The sequence below is a fragment of the Maribacter sp. HS genome (assembly GCF_048059195.1).
In the GTDB taxonomy this organism is placed as follows: Bacteria; Bacteroidota; Bacteroidia; order Flavobacteriales; family Flavobacteriaceae; genus Maribacter; species Maribacter dokdonensis.
Genome location: NZ_JAYLVV010000004.1, coordinates 228,831 through 247,817, shown reverse-complemented (window position 1 = coordinate 247,817; position 18,987 = coordinate 228,831). Strand labels below are relative to the sequence as shown.

Annotated in this window: 16 protein-coding genes and 1 other RNA gene; 10 read left to right on the top strand and 7 right to left on the bottom strand. The window is 34.4% G+C overall.

All coding sequences use genetic code 11. The features are described from left to right. Positions 1-12: 12 nt before the first annotated feature. Positions 13-1,557, bottom strand: a complete 1,545-nt coding sequence (locus tag VBZ51_RS10510) for a hypothetical protein (RefSeq protein WP_091603825.1) — start codon at positions 1,555-1,557, stop codon at positions 13-15. Positions 1,558-1,702: 145 nt separating this feature from the next. Here VBZ51_RS10510 and VBZ51_RS10505 point away from each other — a divergent pair, with 145 nt between their 5' ends. Together VBZ51_RS10505 and leuB are read left to right on the top strand one after the other, a co-directional pair. Next, complete coding sequence (locus VBZ51_RS10505) at positions 1,703-2,875, top strand: 2-isopropylmalate synthase (protein WP_074674129.1); 1,173 nt, start codon at positions 1,703-1,705, stop codon at positions 2,873-2,875. Positions 2,876-2,877: 2 nt separating this feature from the next. Further along, on the top strand, positions 2,878-3,996 hold the full coding sequence (leuB, locus tag VBZ51_RS10500; RefSeq protein WP_416576883.1) for a 3-isopropylmalate dehydrogenase: 1,119 nt from the start codon (positions 2,878-2,880) through the stop codon (positions 3,994-3,996). Between the two features lies 1 nt (position 3,997). Here leuB and VBZ51_RS10495 read toward each other — a convergent pair whose 3' ends face one another. Further along, positions 3,998-5,221, bottom strand: a complete 1,224-nt coding sequence (locus tag VBZ51_RS10495) for a TlpA family protein disulfide reductase (RefSeq protein WP_099193011.1) — start codon at positions 5,219-5,221, stop codon at positions 3,998-4,000. 127 nt (positions 5,222-5,348) lie between these two features. On the opposite strand from VBZ51_RS10495, the gene pheT reads away from it, so the two are divergent. Then, positions 5,349-7,778 (top strand): phenylalanine--tRNA ligase subunit beta, encoded by a 2,430-nt coding sequence (pheT, locus tag VBZ51_RS10490; protein WP_416576882.1) that lies wholly within the window; start codon positions 5,349-5,351, stop codon positions 7,776-7,778. Here the strand turns inward: pheT and VBZ51_RS10485 are convergent, their stop codons facing one another. Beyond that, positions 7,779-8,351 carry a fasciclin domain-containing protein gene (locus tag VBZ51_RS10485; RefSeq protein WP_058102927.1) on the bottom strand — a complete coding sequence of 191 codons (573 nt, stop codon included), beginning with the start codon at positions 8,349-8,351 and terminating at the stop codon, positions 7,779-7,781. A gap of 207 nt (positions 8,352-8,558) precedes the next feature. Between VBZ51_RS10485 and VBZ51_RS10480 the strand changes: the two genes are divergently transcribed. Then, positions 8,559-9,281: a hypothetical protein gene (locus tag VBZ51_RS10480; RefSeq protein WP_416576881.1), complete on the top strand. Its 723-nt coding sequence runs from the start codon at positions 8,559-8,561 to the stop codon at positions 9,279-9,281. A gap of 12 nt (positions 9,282-9,293) precedes the next feature. Here VBZ51_RS10480 and VBZ51_RS10475 read toward each other — a convergent pair whose 3' ends face one another. Continuing rightward, positions 9,294-10,415: a hypothetical protein gene (locus tag VBZ51_RS10475; protein ID WP_416576880.1), complete on the bottom strand. Its 1,122-nt coding sequence runs from the start codon at positions 10,413-10,415 to the stop codon at positions 9,294-9,296. A 35-nt stretch (positions 10,416-10,450) separates the two neighbouring features. After that, positions 10,451-12,073, bottom strand: a complete 1,623-nt coding sequence (locus VBZ51_RS10470) for an ABC-F family ATP-binding cassette domain-containing protein (RefSeq protein ID WP_058102930.1) — start codon at positions 12,071-12,073, stop codon at positions 10,451-10,453. A 179-nt stretch (positions 12,074-12,252) separates the two neighbouring features. On the opposite strand from VBZ51_RS10470, the gene VBZ51_RS10465 reads away from it, so the two are divergent. Continuing rightward, positions 12,253-13,635, top strand: coding sequence for a transaldolase (locus VBZ51_RS10465; protein ID WP_348359435.1), 1,383 nt, complete (start codon positions 12,253-12,255; stop codon positions 13,633-13,635). Here VBZ51_RS10465 and VBZ51_RS10460 read toward each other — a convergent pair. Then, the gene (locus VBZ51_RS10460; RefSeq protein WP_416576879.1) at positions 13,632-14,441 is read right to left on the bottom strand and encodes an SDR family oxidoreductase; all 810 of its coding nucleotides are present in this window, start codon (positions 14,439-14,441) and stop codon (positions 13,632-13,634) included. The genes VBZ51_RS10465 and VBZ51_RS10460 overlap by 4 nt on opposite strands. A gap of 89 nt (positions 14,442-14,530) precedes the next feature. Continuing rightward, an RNA gene (gene ffs / locus VBZ51_RS10455) (signal recognition particle sRNA small type) lies at positions 14,531-14,629 on the bottom strand. A 134-nt stretch (positions 14,630-14,763) separates the two neighbouring features. Between ffs and VBZ51_RS10450 the strand changes: the two genes are divergently transcribed. The 5 genes from VBZ51_RS10450 (at position 14,764) to VBZ51_RS10430 (ending at position 18,952) form a co-directional block, all read left to right on the top strand. Next, positions 14,764-15,819: a glutaminyl-peptide cyclotransferase gene (locus tag VBZ51_RS10450; protein WP_416576878.1), complete on the top strand. Its 1,056-nt coding sequence runs from the start codon at positions 14,764-14,766 to the stop codon at positions 15,817-15,819. 1 nt (position 15,820) lies between these two features. Then, a complete protein-coding gene (locus VBZ51_RS10445) occupies positions 15,821-16,210 on the top strand; it encodes an acyl-CoA thioesterase (protein ID WP_074674139.1) in 390 nt (129 codons plus the stop codon). A 26-nt stretch (positions 16,211-16,236) separates the two neighbouring features. Next, on the top strand, positions 16,237-17,763 hold the full coding sequence (locus VBZ51_RS10440; protein ID WP_416576877.1) for a hypothetical protein: 1,527 nt from the start codon (positions 16,237-16,239) through the stop codon (positions 17,761-17,763). A 144-nt stretch (positions 17,764-17,907) separates the two neighbouring features. Further along, complete coding sequence (locus tag VBZ51_RS10435; protein ID WP_058102936.1) at positions 17,908-18,639, top strand: LytR/AlgR family response regulator transcription factor; 732 nt, start codon at positions 17,908-17,910, stop codon at positions 18,637-18,639. 136 nt (positions 18,640-18,775) lie between these two features. Continuing rightward, positions 18,776-18,952, top strand: a complete 177-nt coding sequence (locus VBZ51_RS10430; protein WP_416576876.1) for a hypothetical protein — start codon at positions 18,776-18,778, stop codon at positions 18,950-18,952. The last annotated feature ends 35 nt before the right edge of the window (positions 18,953-18,987 follow it).

The window sequence follows — 18,987 nt, the reverse complement described above, 5'->3', positions numbered from 1 at the left end:
CTCATCACTTTCTTATCGTGTTCTTGCCAAGGCTTTTTCACGTATAATTTCTGAAACTGATTTATTCTGTAGGTGACTTTCTAACCAAGACAGGATATCTAAATATAAAAATGCTCTTTTCTCATATGGATGATGCTCATATTTTTTAAGCTCCGTATACAATTTCTGAAACTCCGACTTCAATTGGTTTGGATAAATACCACCAAGACTTCTTAAGAACTTTATCATCTCCTTTTGTACGGCATGCATATCGTTCATTTTTAAGAGAAACTTATATGTACTCTTTAATTGAATTTCCAAATGATAGTCCATCCCTGCCTCATAATGAGCAACTAAACTTAAAACCCTAGCAAAGCACATTAAATCTTCACGCATTTTTAAATTCTTGTTATCAATGATTTTTTTCAAGTATTGAATACACGTTTTATTGTCACCAATTCCAAAATACAGACATGCTATTTTATAATACAAAACCATTACATGATGCACATCTATCCTATCTCTGTGCTTGTTAATTCCGTATTCAATAATTTTTACCAAATACAATCCTTTTTCAAAGTTGCCTTCCAAAAAATGCAAATTCAATTTGTTGGCATTTAAATACATAAACGCTAATGAATTGATATTGTCGTTATCTGGAAAGTTCTTTTCCTTAATGGTAGTTTCTAAACGCTCAAGCACTTCTTTGAATTGAGAACTATATTGCACATAAAAAAGAGATTCTAGCAAATAATGATTGCCTTTTAAGAAGAATACCGGGTTTAAATAGATCATATCTTTATGATCATAAAAAAGATCTACCCATTTGCTAGCATATTTAAAACAAGACAAGAAGTCTTGCGTTAAAAAACTGTACCATAAGTGGGCCTTGTACAACCATAATTTTTCTCTAAAACCTAAGTCTTCTATGTTGTATAGCGGTAAATGGTCATTAAAATAGGTTTTTACCTTTTGAAAATCTTCATTACTTCTAACGTAGCCAACCTTTAACATCATCCCATAAAGTTGTAATGAAAGGTTAGATAGTTTACTGGTCATAACATTATGCCCAGACAATTCTTTTGCCTGTATTGCAAGTTCATCTGCACGATCAGGAATACTACGGGTTATATATTGCGTTTCAATGATTTTTTCCAACTCAACTATCTCATAGGCAATATTCTTCTCTTCATTTTCAATTGCTATTGCTTTTACCTTATCCAATATTTTCAGGCTTTGTTTATAAAGGCCTTTCTGATATAGAATTGTAGCAAAATCCAATTGCTCCCTTATTTGAACCCTTATATTCTGGTTAACCGGATTTAATCTAAGGCTCACCAAAATCTGTTTATATAGATGAGCTTTTAGGTTAGAAAGCTGAGCTTTTTTAACAATCCCACTTTCTAGTATTGTTTTCTCATCATATTGTTTAATTTTATCCAATAAATTGAACAGAGCTAAAAATTTGGCATCGGTATTCACACCTAATCTACCCACGTAAAGCTTAAATTGACGCTTCTCAGATTTAGAAAGTGATTTAACCAGAACGAACAAAGCATCTTTATGCGCATTTGTCATCGTAAAAATAATAGTTTAAAGAATTGTAATTCAATGTTTTATATACCTAAAAAACTGACTTAACGTTGTAAACATGTTCACAAAATTAGTATGTTTTGTGTTTTAGGTTATATATTCGTTTGACGAGTAAAACTACGTAAATTATATGAGTAAAGATATCGTACAAATATTTGACACTACTTTAAGAGATGGAGAACAAGTACCTGGCTGCAAACTAGACAGGGAACAAAAATTGGTCATCGCTGAACGCCTAGATATTTTGGGTGTAAATGTGATTGAGGCCGGTTTTCCCGTATCTAGTCCAGGAGATTTCCAATCTGTGGAAGCTATATCCAAACTTGTAAAAAATGCAACTGTTTGTGGCTTAACAAGAGCGGTAAAAAATGACATTGAAGTAGCCGCGGAAGCACTTAAGTATGCCAAAATGCCCAGAATACATACAGGTATAGGCACATCTGATTCTCATATAAAATTCAAGTTCAACTCAAATAGGGACGCTATAATAGAACGTGCAGTGGCTGCGGTCAGTTATGCCAAAACTTTTGTAGAAGATGTTGAATTCTATGCTGAAGATGCCGGTAGAACGGACAATGAGTTTTTAGCACGTGTATGTGAAGCCGTAATAAAGGCAGGAGCCACTGTATTGAATATACCTGATACCACTGGTTATTGTTTGCCCGACGAATACGGAGCAAAAATGAAATACCTTCGTGAAAACGTAAAAGGAATTGAGAAAGCAACACTTTCTTGCCATTGCCACAACGATTTAGGTTTAGCGACCGCCAATTCAATTGCAGGTGTAATCAATGGTGCCAGACAAATAGAATGCACCATAAACGGAATTGGAGAAAGAGCTGGTAATACTTCTTTAGAAGAAGTGGTCATGATTATGCGTCAGCACCCGGATTTAAATTTAGACACCAGTATAAACAGCAAATTGTTATACGACACTAGCTTAATGGTTTCCAATAAAATGGGAATGATGGTTCAACCGAACAAAGCGATTGTTGGAGCCAATGCCTTTGCCCACAGTTCTGGAATTCACCAAGATGGAGTAATTAAAAATAGGGAGACCTATGAAATTATAGACCCTGCAGATGTAGGTGTCACAGAATCTTCAATTGTGTTGACCGCCAGAAGTGGTAGAGCAGCCTTGGCTTATAGAGCAAAAATTGTGGGTTACGAATTAACCAAAACACAACTAGACCAAGTATACCAAGAGTTCTTGAAATATGCCGACGTTAAAAAAGAGGTGAAAGACGATGACATTCATCAAATAATTGAGACCTCAAAAATAGATTTACAAAGTATAAGCTAATTATGCATTTAGACATTGCTGTTTTAGAGGGAGATGGTATTGGACCAGAGGTTGTTGCACAAACTATAAAGTGCCTGCGTTCTGTTGAAGAAACTTTTGGGCATAGTTTTACATTTAAGAACGGTCTAATTGGTGCATCAGCCATTAAGCAGACAGGCAGCCCTTTACCTAAAGAAACTTTAAAACTTTGCAAAAGTACAGATGCTACTCTTTTTGGTGCTTTGGGCCTTCCTGAATTTGATGACAATCCTAAAGCCAAAGTATGGCCAGAACAAGGTCTTTTGAAATTACGGAAAAAATTAGGGCTGTTTGCCAATATTAGACCCGTAAAGGTGTTCCCTTCATTGGTTAGGCAATCACCACTTTCAAAGACACAAGTTCAAAATACCGACCTAATTATTTTCAGGGAATTATCAGGCGGAATCTATTATGGTAACAAATCCAATGATGAAGATAAAAATTCAGCAACGGACACTTGTACTTACACTGAGTCTGAAATCAGTAGGATAGCCCACCTAGCCTTCAAATCTGCCAGGTCAAGAAAGAAGAAGGTAACATTGGTTGACAAGGCCAATGTTCTTGAAACATCTCGTTTATGGAGACGCGTAGTTCGTGCTATTTCTGAAAGTTATCCAGATGTGGAATTGAATTGCCTGTTTATTGATAATGCTGCGGTTCAGATGATTTTAAACCCATCACAGTTCGATGTTATATTGACCGACAATATGTTTGGCGATATACTATCTGACCAAGGAAGCGTTATTGCCGGATCTATTGGGTTACTGCCTTCTGCTTCAGTTGGGCTAGAGCATGCCATGTTTGAACCTATTCATGGATCTTACCCTGATGCAGCCGGTAAAAACATTGCAAATCCAGTAGCCTCTATTTTAAGCGTCGCAATGCTATTGCAACATTTTAAAATGAACGAGGAATCTGATGCAGTAGTAGCAGCGGTCTTAAAATCTTTTTCTAAAAAAATAGTAACACCAGATATATTAGGAAGCTCTAAATATGGGACCAATTATGTTGGTGACTTTATTGCCGATAATATTATGGAATTAGATGGTAGTTTTAATATTAACGATGAAAACATAGGCTTAGGTAAATCTACCATTATCTAAGCTACTCATTATTTAATTGGGTCACCAATTCATTGAACTCCTTTTTAAATTCAATATACTTCTCCCCTGTTGCCGGCCCGTTGAAACCGGTATGAATTTTCCTAACATTACCTTTTTTATCGATAAAAATGGTTGTGGGATACGACAGCACATGATTAAGCATAGGTAGTTTTTCTTGCGCTTTTAATTTATCGTAAGTACCGTATTGCGCAAGTAAAATTGGGTAACCCACCCCTATTCTATCTTTTAGACGCTGAATGCCTTTAAAGGCTTTATCTTCTGTTTTTGCCGACTCAAAAGCTAGCCCTATGACTTCTATATCTTTATTTTCAGCCATATATTCCACTAGAAACTTTGTTTCATCTAGACAATTTGGGCACCAGGTTCCCATTAATTGCACAATAACGACCTTGTTATGAAATCTATCATCTGACAATGAAACCTTATCGCCATTACTATCCGGAAAGGTAAATGCCAATTTATCATAACCTTCGTTCAAAAATGTAAGTGAATCTGGATCCGGTAGTTCAAAATCATCATTTCTAGTAGCCACAAATGGCTCTTTAAAATGATTTCCAGAATAGAAAACACCATTCATACTAGAGTCCGTAACTTTTGCGGTAAACAGAAAAGCATGGGCACCATCAAATGCAGATAATTTAAGAGAATCGCCATCCATTACACCATCTAAAAACCTATAGTCTCCCGTAGTGGTTCTAAACGTTCCGGTTACCTTATGTCCTTCCTGCAAAAAAATACCTTTACCTACGTATTCTTCTTCCAAATTAGGACTAAAATAAGTTTCCCATATGCCGGTAACGTTCTCCTTGCCTTTCTTATTTGCAACCTTAAACCTTTCATTAACACCATGAATTGCCTTAAAAGGAACTATCCTATCTAGACTTTCTTTAATAAATTGCCCCTCAATGGTACTATCTGTAAAAGTGCCCGCCAAATATCCTTCAAAAACCGGTGTATACATAAAAATAGAATCTCCCTTAACTTCCACTTCATCTATTCGTATAACTTCATCGGCATTTATAATATTCATTTCATAATCACCATTTATGTTCTTTTCAACTTTTAAGTTAAAAGGTAACACTTGGTTATCCATTACTTCTAGCTCAACCAACCAATTGCCCTCAGCTAAGTTTTTAACCACCTTTTCTTCTTTACAACCTACTAATACCATGAACACAAAAAGTACTGCAATACTTATTCTCATATTTTATTATTTAAAGAACTTCTAATAAACAATTAAAAAGGCAGAATTAAAAATTAAAATAAAGACTTCATAGCTTATTGAATGTATTAGGGCATTGTTTTATCTTTGCGGCCTATAAATGTTTTGAATGAAAATATCATATAACTGGCTTAAACAGTTCATACAAATAGATTGGGAATCACAAAAAACCGGTGAACTTTTAACGGATTTGGGTTTAGAGGTCGAAGGAATTGAAAAATTTGAATCTGTAAAAGGCGGATTAAAAGGTATTGTTGTAGGACACGTTTTAAGTTGTGAAAAGCATACAAACGCCGATAAACTTAAGGTGACCAAGGTTGACATAGGTTTAGATGCCCCTGTCCAAATTGTTTGCGGAGCTAAAAACGTAGCTGCCGGGCAAAAAGTACCTGTAGCTACTATAGGCACTACACTATATACTTCGGAGGGCGAAGCATGGACCATTAAAAAAGGTAAAATAAGGGGCGAAGAAAGTTTTGGTATGATCTGCGCCGAAGACGAACTAGGTCTTGGTGATAGCCATGATGGAATTATGGTTTTAGAAAAGGACCTAAAACCTGGTACACCTTGTGCCGATATCTTTGCTATTGAAGAAGACGAAGTATTCGAAATTGGCTTAACACCTAACCGTGCAGACGCCATGAGCCATTTTGGTGTTGCAAGAGACCTTAAAGCAGGCTTAAAACAAAAAGAAATTACCAAAGAACTGATTACCCCTTCTACTAGTCACTTTAATATTAATGACCGATCATTAAAGATTGATGTAGATGTAGTTAAAACCGAATTAGCACCTCGTTATTGCGGAATTACGATTAGCAATCTAATCATACAGCCCTCTCCTACTTGGTTACAGAATAGATTAAAAGCCATAGGATTAACTCCTAAAAACAATGTAGTAGATGCCACCAATTACGTACTACATGAGCTTGGGCAACCTTTACACGCTTTTGATGCAGCTAAAATAAAAGGCAATAAGATTATTGTTCAAACCTTAGCTAAAGGCACTAAGTTTACCACTTTGGACGGAGTTGAAAGAACACTTCATGAAGACGATTTAATGATTTGTGACACCGAAAAGCCATTGTGCTTGGCAGGCGTTTTTGGCGGTTTGGGTTCTGGTGTAACTGAAGAAACAACATCTATTTTCTTAGAGAGCGCCTATTTTAACCCCGTATCTATTAGAAAATCAGCGAAAAGACACGGCCTAAATACTGATGCTTCGTTTAGGTTTGAGCGTGGTATTGACATTGAAAATGTGGAGTACAGCTTAAAACGTGCCGCACTTTTAATCAAAGAAATTGCAGGAGGAGAAATTACCTCTGACATTTATGACCTCTACCCTAAGAAACAGCCTAATTTTGAAGTATTTCTTGCTTTTGAAAAAATCAATAAGTTAATTGGACAAGAAATTCCTCAAGATACCATTAAATCTATATTGGCTTCTTTGGACATTAAGGTAAAGAACGTAACTGAAGCCGGCATGGGTCTTGAAGTACCTTCTTACAGAGTAGACGTACAAAGACAAGTTGATGTCATAGAAGAAATTTTAAGGGTATATGGTTACAACAACGTTGCATTTAGCCAAAAACTAAACGCCTCTATTGCAACCACTACCGCTGCTGCAGACCATAAAATACAAAGCACTATTGGTAATTCACTGGCATCTAAAGGTTATAATGAAATTTTAACCAATAGCTTGACCAACCCTGAATATACTACATTAATTGAATCTGATGAAGATGAATATAGGTCAATTGAAATCATTAACCCTTTAAGCGGTGACCTATCAATTTTAAGAAGAACATCTCTATTTTCAGCATTGGAAGCTGCTAGCTACAACATAAACCGTAGACGTGCTAGCCTTAAATTATTCGAGTTCGGAAAAACATATTATGCAAAAGGTGATAAAAGAATTGAGCCTAAATATCTGAGCATCTTATTAACCGGCAACACTGCACCGGATAGCTGGACAAGTAAAGCAATGGCAACTAATTTTTTCGAATTAAAATCAATTGTCCAATCAGTACTATTAAGATTGGGGTTAGACAATTTAAAAAGTGAACCTACATCTTCCCCTATCTTTTCAGAGGGGCTAACATTTACCTATAAGAAGAACTCGTTGGTATCATTTGGATTGGTTAAAAAGTCCATATTAAAACATTTTGACATTAAGCAAGATGTATTATTTGCGGATTTTGACTGGGGCACTATTTTAAAGCAAATTAATACCACGCCCGTAAAGTACAAGGAAATCCCTAAACACCCTGAAGTAAAAAGGGATTTTGCCCTTCTACTTGATCAAAAAGCTACATATCGTGAACTGCATGAACTTGCTTTCAGTGCAGAAAGAAAATATTTAAAGGATATGACCTTGTTTGATGTGTACGAAGGAAAAAATTTACCGGAAGGGAAAAAATCCTATGCCGTAAGCTTTACCTTGCAAGATGACAAGAGTACTTTGACCGAAAAGCAAATAGAAAAAATTATGTCCAAGCTACAAAATAGCTACGAACGTAATTTAGGTGCTAGTCTAAGGTAACTACAACATTTTTTCAGGAACAAAAACGGTATCAATCTCATGAATGATGCCGTTTGATTGATTTGAGTCTGCCGTAGTAATCATAGCATGATTACCAAATTTATCGGTTAAGACAATATCAATACCTTGCATTGAAGCCGTAATTTCATCGCCTTGTATGGTCGTAAATTTAGCTATGCCATTTCCTCTACACATTGCTTTAAGTATACTAGATGCCGATAATTTATCTGCAATGATATGATAAGAAAGCATCGCCTTTAAGGTCCTTTTATTTTCCGGATCAAACAATTTATCCAATGTTGATTTTGAAAGTTTTTCAAATGCGAGATTAGAGGGCGCAAAGACAGTAAACTCCCCATTATAATTTAAGACTTTATCCAAATTAACCGCTCTTAATGCATTTAACAAACTAGAATGGTTTTCAAAGCTTTCCGTTCGTTCTAAAATAGATTTTTCCGAAGGTAATTTTGAAATTAAATTATCGAACTTAAATTCAATTGCATTGTCCTGCGCATGCATACTAAACCCAAAAAATAGGGCACACAGGGACACGAGGGATGTCCATTTTTTCATAATAGTTGGTTCTTAAGGGGCAAATGTTCTAAAAATCGACGAACGGGTCAATTTCATCGTCAATATACAATTTGAACCCATTTGCACCTAGTTCAAATTATCGAAAAAACAAATTTTAACATTTTATTAACTTTTAATTAAGTTGAACAGAATTTACATGAAAACACTAATTACTTAACTTTGAGTGTATTGCTTAAAAAAGAACATATGTTACTGCCTAAAACAAATATTGAACAGAAGCTATCTTCTATTAAAAAGAAACGAATTTTAGCTGAAGACATAGACCTTAAACAAGTGTATTCCATATTATCCAATCTTGATAATGAATTAGATAGAATAGAGAACAATGTAATTATTGGTAATGGCGTTGCGAACAATAAATTCAATATTGATTTATTGAACAGTGACAAGATTTATCACACCAAAGAAATTAAACAGATATGTATAGATTATCGATTACGTTTTCTTGATACTAAGTATTTTAAAGGCACTATACCAGCTGAAGGGCTTTCAAAAATTAAAGCCCTTGAAAAAGAACACAATACTGAAATTAAGGGTTTTAAAATTATTGCTCCATCTAAGCTGTTTAAGTTAGAGGATAAAGATGATCCACTATTGTTTGCCCCTATTGGAAATGGCTATTACTATTTAATACACCAATGGGGCAATGACCTTCATCCTTTTAGAAAATTATTAATGTGGCCTTTTAAAAACATGGCGAACCTTATCATACTAGTATTACTAATTAGTTTCCTAGTTACTTTAATGATTCCAAACGGTCTATTTTCCAAATCAAGTACAAATGCCCAATTTTGGATTCTATATTTCTTCATGTTTAAATGTATAGCTTCTGTAGTTATTTTTTATGGCTTTGCATTAGGAAAAAACTTTAGCCCTGCTATATGGAACAGCAAATATTATAACAGTTAAACCAGTTAAATTTTAATTGATAAATATGGTTTGGGGTATACCGGAAACGTCTAAATTATCTATCAATTTAAAATCGGGCGAAGGTGTTATTCTTAGTATACCTCCTTCATTGTTCGCTCCCCTTTTTTGATAACCAATTAGTATGTAATTGTTCTTATCATCATATGCAATAGCCGTAGTACCAGCTATATTATATTTTACATTTAATTCAGAATCCGATAAAAAGTTCTCAAACAAATAAACTACAGTTCCGTTCCTATTAAAATCATAGGTAGCTGGCACTTCTTTAATAGCTGCATCTGGCATGTATTTTTGAAAATAAAATTTGCCATCATTACCAATATGATAATCCTGAGTAGAAATAAATCCCGGTGCTGTATCTTCCCCATAAGTAGTATAGACCTTATCTAAAGTCATTGGATCAATTGTCGTATGCAATTCAGGATAACTCACTATTATTTCACCAGAATCATTCTTAAACAACCTTAACGCGTCATAACCCAAATCTACATTGACCATTACATCTAGGGTGTTTAAGTCTATTACCGATAAATGATATTCATTGGACACAAATTCATTTAAAGTTAAAACAAAAAGTTTGCCCGAGGATTCCACAATATCTACAGGTTTATTATCAATGGTAATCTCTGAGTAAGCTGAAGGATTGTCCAAAGAACTTACCCTTACTACATAATGTTTGTCCTTACCCACCAAATCTACTTCATACGCGGCAAACACATTATCTTCATTATAAGTTACAGAAGCTACGCTAACATCACAGGCATTTAAATCATTGAATAGCTGAACTGAACCAGAAGTCTGATTTTCTGAATTATACCATTGCAAAGCAGCTTCGCAATTGGCTGTATAAAAATACCCTAAGCCATTTACAGATTTTATTTTTATAGCACTTGTAGGTATATTTCCTAAAGAAACCACTTCACTTTCCGTAGCCAAATTACCCTCATTATCGCGCACAATAACGGCATTCACGTTATCGTTCGTTTTTAAAAAGACCGTATAGTCTACAGCTATATTAGTTGATGTTTCTTCTTGTTGCTCATTGGTAGATTTATCGCAGGCAACGAAACTTAAGGCCAGCACAAAGCAGGCCACAAAATTGTAGGTTTTCATAAAACATTGATTTGGGTTAATCTATTATTCTATGCTTAAACAGCGTACATTTTATTACGCTGGTCTTTTAATGCCTTGTCAGACATATATTCATCAAACGTAGAATATCTATCAATGTTGCCCTTTGGAGTCAATTCTATAATTCTATTTGCTACAGTTTGAGCAAATTCGTGATCATGTGTTGTAAAAAGCACCGTTCCTTTAAAGTTCTTCAAAGAGTTGTTAAAAGCTGTAATACTTTCAAGATCCAAGTGGTTTGTTGGCTCATCCAACATTAATACATTAGCACGCATTAACATCATTCTACTTAACATACAACGAACTTTTTCACCTCCTGAAAGTACCGTACATTTTTTAAGTGCCTCTTCTCCACTAAACAACATTTTACCTAAAAAACCTCTAATATAAACCTCTTCTCTTTCCTCCTCGGTTTTGGCATACTGGCGCAACCAGTCTACAAGGTTAATGTTATCTGTAAAGAAATCAGAATTATCTGCTGGCAAGTATGATTGAGTGGTAGTAACACCCCACTGGTAAGATCCTTTATCAGCCTTTTTATTTCCGTTTATAATTTCATAGAATGCAGATGTTGCTCTAGAATCCCTAGATATAATAGCAACTTTATCTCCCTTAGCCAGGTTTATATTAATATTATTGAACAACACCTCTCCTTCTTCCGTAGAAGCGGAAAGACCTTCAACGTTCAAAATTTGATCGCCTGCTTCTCTTTCCCTATCAAATATAATTGCCGGATATCTACGGCTAGACGGTTTAATATCATCAACCTTTAACTTGGAAAGCATTTTTTTACGTGAAGTTGCTTGTTTACTTTTTGCAACGTTTGCACTAAATCGAGAAATAAACTCCTGTAATTCTTTTGCTTTTTCTTCGGCCTTCTTATTTTGTTGTGCACGTTGGCGAGCAGCTAACTGACTACTTTCGTACCAAAAAGTATAATTACCTGAGTATAGGTTTAGTTTACCAAAATCTATATCTCCTATGTCTGTACATACCGTATCTAAAAAGTGACGGTCATGACTCACTACTATTACCGTATTCTCATAATCTGCCAAGAAATTCTCTAACCAACTAATTGTTTCATAATCCAAGTCGTTGGTAGGCTCATCCATAATCAATACATCTGGATTACCAAATAACGCCTGTGCCAGCAACACTCGTACTTTTAGTTTAGAATCTAACTCTGACATTAGGGTATAATGCATATCGGCATTAATACCAAGGTTAGAAAGTAGGGCGGCCGCATTACTATCTGCATTCCAACCGTTCATTTCCTCAAATTTCACTTGTAACTCCCCTATTCTATCTGCATTCTTATCATCATAATCAGCATAAAGAGCGTCTATTTCTTTTTTGATTTCATACAGTGGTTTATTACCCATAACCACAGCTTCTAAAACCGTATATTCATCTGCAGAGTTGTGATTTTGCTCCAGTATGGACATTCTTTTACCAGGCTCCAAATGTACATGACCAGAAGTTGGATCGATCTGTCCTGCCAATATCTTTAAAAAAGTAGACTTACCAGCTCCGTTAGCACCAATAATACCATAACAATTACCTTGCGTAAAGGCAACGTTTACTTCATCGAATAAAACTCTTTTCCCAAATTGTACAGAAAGATTAGAAACAGATAACATAGAAACTAAATTTTAAAAATCCGTGCAAAAATACAGAATTTATAGGCTTACACGGCTTAGATTTTGATCTAATTCTCTAAAAGATGCTTAAGTTAGCACTTCATAACATTTAACTAGCTATTAACAACATCTGGTGATCTTGTTTATTATTTTTGACTATCACCAGTCCCATATACTATATGATAAGAATTTTACTCTCTACTTGCGTAGCCTTATTAGTGGGTTGTTCCTCCACAAAAAAAGATTCTGACACCGTACTTTTTGCTGGTGAAATTGTAAACCCAACAAGTGATCAAGTAATTTTACTTAAAGGTGGATCAAAAATAGATTCAGCAAAACTTGATGAAAATAACAGGTTCAAGTTTAAATTATCTTCAATTGAAAATGGTCTTTACCATTTTAATATAGCTCCAGAACACCAATATGTGTATTTAGAAAAAGGTGATAGCCTTATGGTTAGGCTCAATACAATATATTTTGATGAATCTTTAGTTTTTTCTGGCAGTAATGAAGAAACAAATAATTTTCTCTTAGATCTTTTCTTGGCAACAGAAGTAGAAGATTCTGACATGTATTCTGAATACTACGAATTGGAACCCTTGGAATTTTTAGAGAAAATCAAATCTCTAAAGCAACAAAAAGTCAATAAACTAAATGAACTGAATGCTGAAAATTTAATTTCCAATCAAGCTATTAAATTACTAACGGGGAGCATTGACTATACCTACAACAGATATAAAGAAATATATCCTTTTAGACATAAAAGAAAAACAGCAGAGGAAAATTTTCATGATTTACCAAAAAACTTCTATGCCTATAGAAGCGACATAAATTACGATGACCATACGCTAACTTACCTAAGACCCTATTATGACTTCATGAAAGCTCATTTAGGAAATTTATCTTACATGACCTGTATGGATAACTGTGGCGATATTCATGAAAACGTAAGCAAACAATTACATTACAAAAAACACAAGCTCCATTTAATAGATAGCCTTGTAGTTGAAAAGGAATTAAGGGACAACTTATTTAGAAATGTTGCATTTGACTACCTATTAAAGAAAAAAGATGCTCCGGAAAACACAGAAATTTTCATCAAAGAATTTAAGAAGGTCTCAAAGAACAATATGCACTTAGCGGAAATTGAGAATCTTTATCAGGGAATTGCAAATCTTCAACCCACCAAAATGATTCCCAATCTTTCTGTTCTTACTTTTGAAAACGAATCAAAAACGCTAACGGAGATTGCCGCAAACAAAAAGGTATTATTCTATTTTTGGTCTGGCACCAATAGAAAACAGTATTTAGATATCTTCAAGAGAATTGCTGTACTGAAAGAAAACAAGCCTGATCACGAACTTATTGGCATCAATATTAAAACCGACTATGACCAGTGGAAGAACATACTAACCACACTTGGTGTAGACCCAACATTACAATATCATAGTAACGATTTTAAGGAACTTACCGAAAAATTGGTGTTATATCCCATCAATAAAGCTATCATAACGGACAACTCTGTAATTGTTGATGGTTTTTCAAATATTTACAAAAATTAATGAGAGCTATGGCTTTCCAACAATTTCTCAAACCAAAGTCCTGGTAATATATTTTTAAGTGTCAACGAAAATTTTTGAATGAAGGAACCAACTTTATAGTGAGGTTTTGGATTTTTTGTTTCAATAATTTTTGCAATTTTTCTACCTACATCTGCCGGATCTCCCCCACTATCAACATCAGCATCAATAGCCTCAAGAGTATTCTTGTAATCACGTTTATACGGAGAATTATCATACACAGGAGTATGGTACCTACCAGAAGCAATATTTGTTGCAAAATCTCCCGGAGCCAATGTGGTAAGCTTAACCCCAAATTGCTTGGTTTCCATTCTATAGCTTTCGGTAACAATTTCTAAAGCCCCTTTAGATGCCGAGTAAATACCTCTATAGGGCAGCCCCATATAACCGGCAATTGAAGTAATATTAATAATAAGACCATTTTTTTGACCGCGCATGATGGGCAAAATGTTGTTCATTACGTTCAATGGGCCATTAAAATTTGTTGCAAAAGCATTAAGTACTTCTTCATGCGGTGTTTCTTCCATAGGACCGGTAATACCTATACCTGCATTATTGATCAATACATCAATCTTATTTTCTTTCCCTAAAAGTGTATTGATACATTGTTTAATGGTTTCTACATTTCTGACATTCATTTCCAAAAGAGGAAAATCCGTAAATGAAGGATATCTACTTACATCACGAGTTGTACCATATACGATGTACCCTTTACTCTTTAAATGTATGCCTATTGCTTTTCCAATTCCTGAAGACCCACCTGTTATTAGTACTACTTTTGTTTTCATTTTAAAGAAAATAAGTGATGCTAAATTTTATATAGAGTTGATTTTGAATATATTACCCAAGTTTAAGTTCTTTCACTTTTGGGTACAAAAAAAGGCAAGCTACCTACATCGCACCGCTACGACCGTATACCCTTGCTGCGTTCCCACCCTGGGGGATTCTACAGGAGCTGGTCGTGTAGGACTTGCCGGGTGCAAATATACAATCTTTTAAAACTTTGACAATCCTTTTAGTTTCTAATTTTTATGAATTAAATTGCCTTTTATTAACAATCACTCATGCTTTTAGTGGATTACCACTAATTCTAAAACACCGATTTACTTAATGAATATCTTAAAAATAATCTGTATTATTCTTATTACCAGCATTTTCACTTCTTGCGGTAGTGGCAACCAAAAAGCCTCTTCATTATTTGAAATTAAATTAGAGAATAATTTAAAACAAATAAATCAAAATCAAGAAATAGGTGTTTCCATCAACAACAAGAAAGAAAAACAGATAGAAAGTGTGGAATATAGTATTGACAACACTACTTTACCTGTGAATAATGGTAAAATTAAATTCGATCTGCCTACACTAGGACATAAAGTTTTAACTGCTAAAATTACTTTTGATGGTGAAACTGTTGAAATAAACAAGAATTTCAAATTACTATCAGAAAAGGCTCCGGAGATATATACGTATAACATTATAAATGAATTTCCCCACGATACCAAAGCCTACACCCAAGGTTTAGAATTTTACAACGACACTCTTTACGAATCAACAGGTAAAAAGGGTCAATCTTTTTTAAGAAAATTAAACTTTAAAACAGGAAAAGTATACAAGCAAATAGATTTAGACGCCGCGTATTTTGGTGAAGGCATTACAATTCTCAATGACAAAATCTACCAACTTACTTGGCAAAGTGGCTTGGGCTTTATTTACGACCTAAATACTTTTAAAAAACTTGATAATTTTCAATATGGAAAAAGTCGAGAAGGTTGGGGATTAACCAATGATGGCACAAAAATTTTTAAAAGTGATGGTACGGAAAAAATTTGGTTCATAAACCCCAACACTATGACAGAAGAAGGTCATATAGAAACAGTGACCAATTCCTCTATTTTTAATTCTGCCAATGAACTGGAATATGTAGATGGCAAGATATATGCCAACGTATACCAAAAACCCAGCGTTATGATCATTGACAGCAAAACCGGTGCAATTGAAGGGGTTATTAATTTTAGCGGCTTAAGTGATAAAATAACCAAAACAGATAATTGGGACAAAGTAAATTATGTTCTCAACGGTATTGCCTACCATCCAGAACGAAAGACATTTTTTGTTACCGGCAAATTTTGGGATAAAATGTTTGAAGTTCAAATACAGAAAAAATAGAATGAATTCATTTCAAAAGGAAATTACAGTTTCTGTAGATGACTTAGATGATTTAAACCATGTTAATAACGTAAGATACGTTCAATGGATTCAAGACATTTCTAAAGAACATTGGCAAACAAAAGCATCTCCCATAATGCAAGATGAAGTTATCTGGGTAGTATTAAGTCATCATATTGAATATAAACGTGCGGCGGTTTTGAACGACCGAATTAAAATAACTACCTATATAGACTCCAGTTCAGGTGCAAAATCAATTAGAGTGGTTGAAATGAAACACGCTGTTACCAACAAGCTACTTGTAAAATCAAGCACAGAGTGGTGTCTTCTAGAAAGCAAATCTTACAAACCCATGAGAATTCCAGACGATATAAAGGAAATTTTCATATAACTTAGGTGTTGTAAAATTAGAATCACGTGCGTACCAAAATATTTATCATCTTACCGCTGCTATTTGCCATTTTATGGTCCGCATCATGTAGAAAAGATTTTGAATATGCCCCCAGTAATGGTCATCTTTCCTTTTCCAAGGATACTGTCTATCTAGATACCGTATTTTCAAATATTGGTAGTAGCACGTACACGCTAAAGGTTTTTAATGACACGAAGGACGATGTGGTAATACCTAATATAGCTCTTGAAAATGGCACTGCGAGTTTCTACAGACTTAATGTTGATGGTGTCGCCGGTAAAGAATTTAATAATATACCTATTTATGCAAAGGACAGCCTTTTTATTCTAATTGAAACAACCATTGATATTGTAGAACCCACAGCTAACGAATTACTTTATACAGACGCCATTCAGTTCGATAGTGGGCCGTATCAACAATCAGTGCAATTAGTAACCTTAGCAAAAGATGCCATATTCCTTTACCCAAACGACGAATTAAAGAGTCAATCTGAAATAATAGATGTTCAAGTTGACGAATCAACGGAACCTATAGAATTAGAAGGATTTGTGCTAACAGACGACTATTTAACCTTTAAAAACGATAAACCCTACGTAGTTTATGGCTACGCTATAGTTGAGGAGAACAAAAAATTAAATATTGAGGCTGGATCTAGAATACACTTCCATCAGAATTCTGGTATTTTGGTAAAAAATGGCGGTTCCATTTTAATAAATGGAGAACTCAGCGACAACCAAAAACTCTTAGAAGGAGAAGTACTATTTGAAGGTGATAGGCTTGAACCGGATTTTGATAACGTTACAGGACAATGGGGCGCCATCTGGATAAGCTCTGGAAGTCAGAACAATACCATAAATTATTTAACCATTAAGAATGCACAAATTGGTTTGTTTGTTGAAGGAAGGGAAAACAATCCGGAATCTACCCTAACCATAACAAATACCAAAATTTTTAACAGTTCTACCACTAACCTTTGGGCAAGAAATGCAAATATTACAGGGGAAAATTTAGTAATAGGCAGTGCTGGCAATTCGTCTTTACTTATAGAAAATGGTGGATATTATAACTTTACACATTCAACTATATCCAATTATTGGAACAAAGGTTTTAGGTTCAATGCTGCTTTGGAAATTAGAAACGATACTAGAACCAATCCTGAATTAGCATACGACTTGCAAAAAGCAGAATTCAAAAATTCAATTATTGATGGCAATAGTCAAATTGAAATTTCATTGAGCCCTAACGGACAACATACATTTAATTATTCCTTTGAAAATTGTTTTATCAAAATCAATGAAAGTAATGCTTCAAATTACCCCGATAACACGGCATTTTTTAGCAATATCATTATGTCCGGAGAACTAGATTATTTTTCACCCATTGATAACGATTTTAGAATAGGATTTGAAAGTGAAGCCTTTAACAAAGGGGATGTAAATACAGCAAACGCTGTACCTTATGATATTTTAGGAGTTTCAAGAATATCTTCTCCAGATTTAGGTGCTTATCAAGCAATTGAAAAGGAATTTTAGTTATAATTCTTATTTGTCTGCAAGATTTTTCGCTCACAAACCCCATAAACATTGATTTTATAAATATATCCTCTGTTTTTATAAGGACATTCTAGGTCAACCTTTTATAACCTATGTTTAATTTCGTGGTACACGCTATATCATTTGAATTATACTTACACCATAATAGACTCTGATGCTGTTTCAAATTTACAGCTACATGCTTTCTTAGATGAGTATGGCGATTTTGAGTGTATAAATACCACGAACAACCCTTCTGATGGTTTAAACGATATTCTTAAATATTCCCCGGATATTGTTTTCATAAACCTAAATAATGACTATGCCTCTGTTTTTTTAATGATTACCGAGATTCATCAATATATGAATCAGCTTCCTATTTTGATCGGTATTGCTACAACCAAGAATTACGCATATGATGCAATCAAAAACGGTTTTTTTGATTACTGGTTGCAACCATTCAATGAATTTGATATTCGTAAATCATTGATGAAGCTTCAAAAGCGCATGCCAAAGGAAAAAGCACCGGCTACCCTATGCTTAAAATCATATAACGATTTTCAATATTTGGACACCAATGATATTTTATATCTAAAGGCAGATAATAATACAACGGAGTTTTTCATGAAAGACGGCACAATTATTAATGCCTATAAGACGTTAAAGACTTTTGAGAATACCTTGCCCAAGAACTTTATGCGTATTCACCAAAGCTATATTGTAAACACCAATTATGTCTCTCGTATAAACTTTGGTAAATCTATATGCGCCATAAAAAAGGTAAACGAAAATATCCCATTCTCTAAATCTTACCGTGAGAATATGGACAATTTAAAAAGCATACTTAACAAAAACACACTTTCTGCCTTAAATTAATAAATTCTCTCAAAATTAGGTCATATACTCACAGAACCTAACCATCCACTCATAGCTGTGATTTTATCAATTGTAACCGGCTTTATCATATTACTTTGGTAGTATAATAAACCTAAAACCCCTTAAAACACACAGTATGAAAAAAGTAACAAGTATTTTAGCAGTAGCAGTAATGGCAGTTGGTATGGCTTCTATGTCATCTCAAAATATATCAAATGAAATTGAGACAAAGAACGATGTTTCTAAAACATTTCAATGTGATGACTGTGATGCACCTTTAGGAGATAGAATTCCACCAAAAAAGATAGCATAAGTATAAATTATTATTACAAAAAAAAGCCTTTAACG

Excerpts from the sequence above, each read along its gene's own strand:
- VBZ51_RS10510 (WP_091603825.1), bottom strand. The coding sequence starts at position 1,557 with ATGACAAATGCGCATAAAGATGCTTTGTTCGTTCTGGTTAAATCACTT.
- VBZ51_RS10505 (WP_074674129.1), top strand. The coding sequence starts at position 1,703 with ATGAGTAAAGATATCGTACAAATATTTGACACTACTTTAAGAGATGGA.
- leuB (WP_416576883.1), top strand. The coding sequence starts at position 2,878 with ATGCATTTAGACATTGCTGTTTTAGAGGGAGATGGTATTGGACCAGAG.
- VBZ51_RS10495 (WP_099193011.1), bottom strand. The coding sequence starts at position 5,221 with ATGAGAATAAGTATTGCAGTACTTTTTGTGTTCATGGTATTAGTAGGT.
- pheT (WP_416576882.1), top strand. The coding sequence starts at position 5,349 with ATGAAAATATCATATAACTGGCTTAAACAGTTCATACAAATAGATTGG.
- VBZ51_RS10485 (WP_058102927.1), bottom strand. The coding sequence starts at position 8,351 with ATGAAAAAATGGACATCCCTCGTGTCCCTGTGTGCCCTATTTTTTGGG.
- VBZ51_RS10480 (WP_416576881.1), top strand. The coding sequence starts at position 8,559 with ATGTTACTGCCTAAAACAAATATTGAACAGAAGCTATCTTCTATTAAA.
- VBZ51_RS10475 (WP_416576880.1), bottom strand. The coding sequence starts at position 10,415 with ATGAAAACCTACAATTTTGTGGCCTGCTTTGTGCTGGCCTTAAGTTTC.
- VBZ51_RS10470 (WP_058102930.1), bottom strand. The coding sequence starts at position 12,073 with ATGTTATCTGTTTCTAATCTTTCTGTACAATTTGGGAAAAGAGTTTTA.
- VBZ51_RS10465 (WP_348359435.1), top strand. The coding sequence starts at position 12,253 with ATGATAAGAATTTTACTCTCTACTTGCGTAGCCTTATTAGTGGGTTGT.
- VBZ51_RS10460 (WP_416576879.1), bottom strand. The coding sequence starts at position 14,441 with ATGAAAACAAAAGTAGTACTAATAACAGGTGGGTCTTCAGGAATTGGA.
- VBZ51_RS10450 (WP_416576878.1), top strand. The coding sequence starts at position 14,764 with ATGAATATCTTAAAAATAATCTGTATTATTCTTATTACCAGCATTTTC.
- VBZ51_RS10445 (WP_074674139.1), top strand. The coding sequence starts at position 15,821 with ATGAATTCATTTCAAAAGGAAATTACAGTTTCTGTAGATGACTTAGAT.
- VBZ51_RS10430 (WP_416576876.1), top strand. The coding sequence starts at position 18,776 with ATGAAAAAAGTAACAAGTATTTTAGCAGTAGCAGTAATGGCAGTTGGT.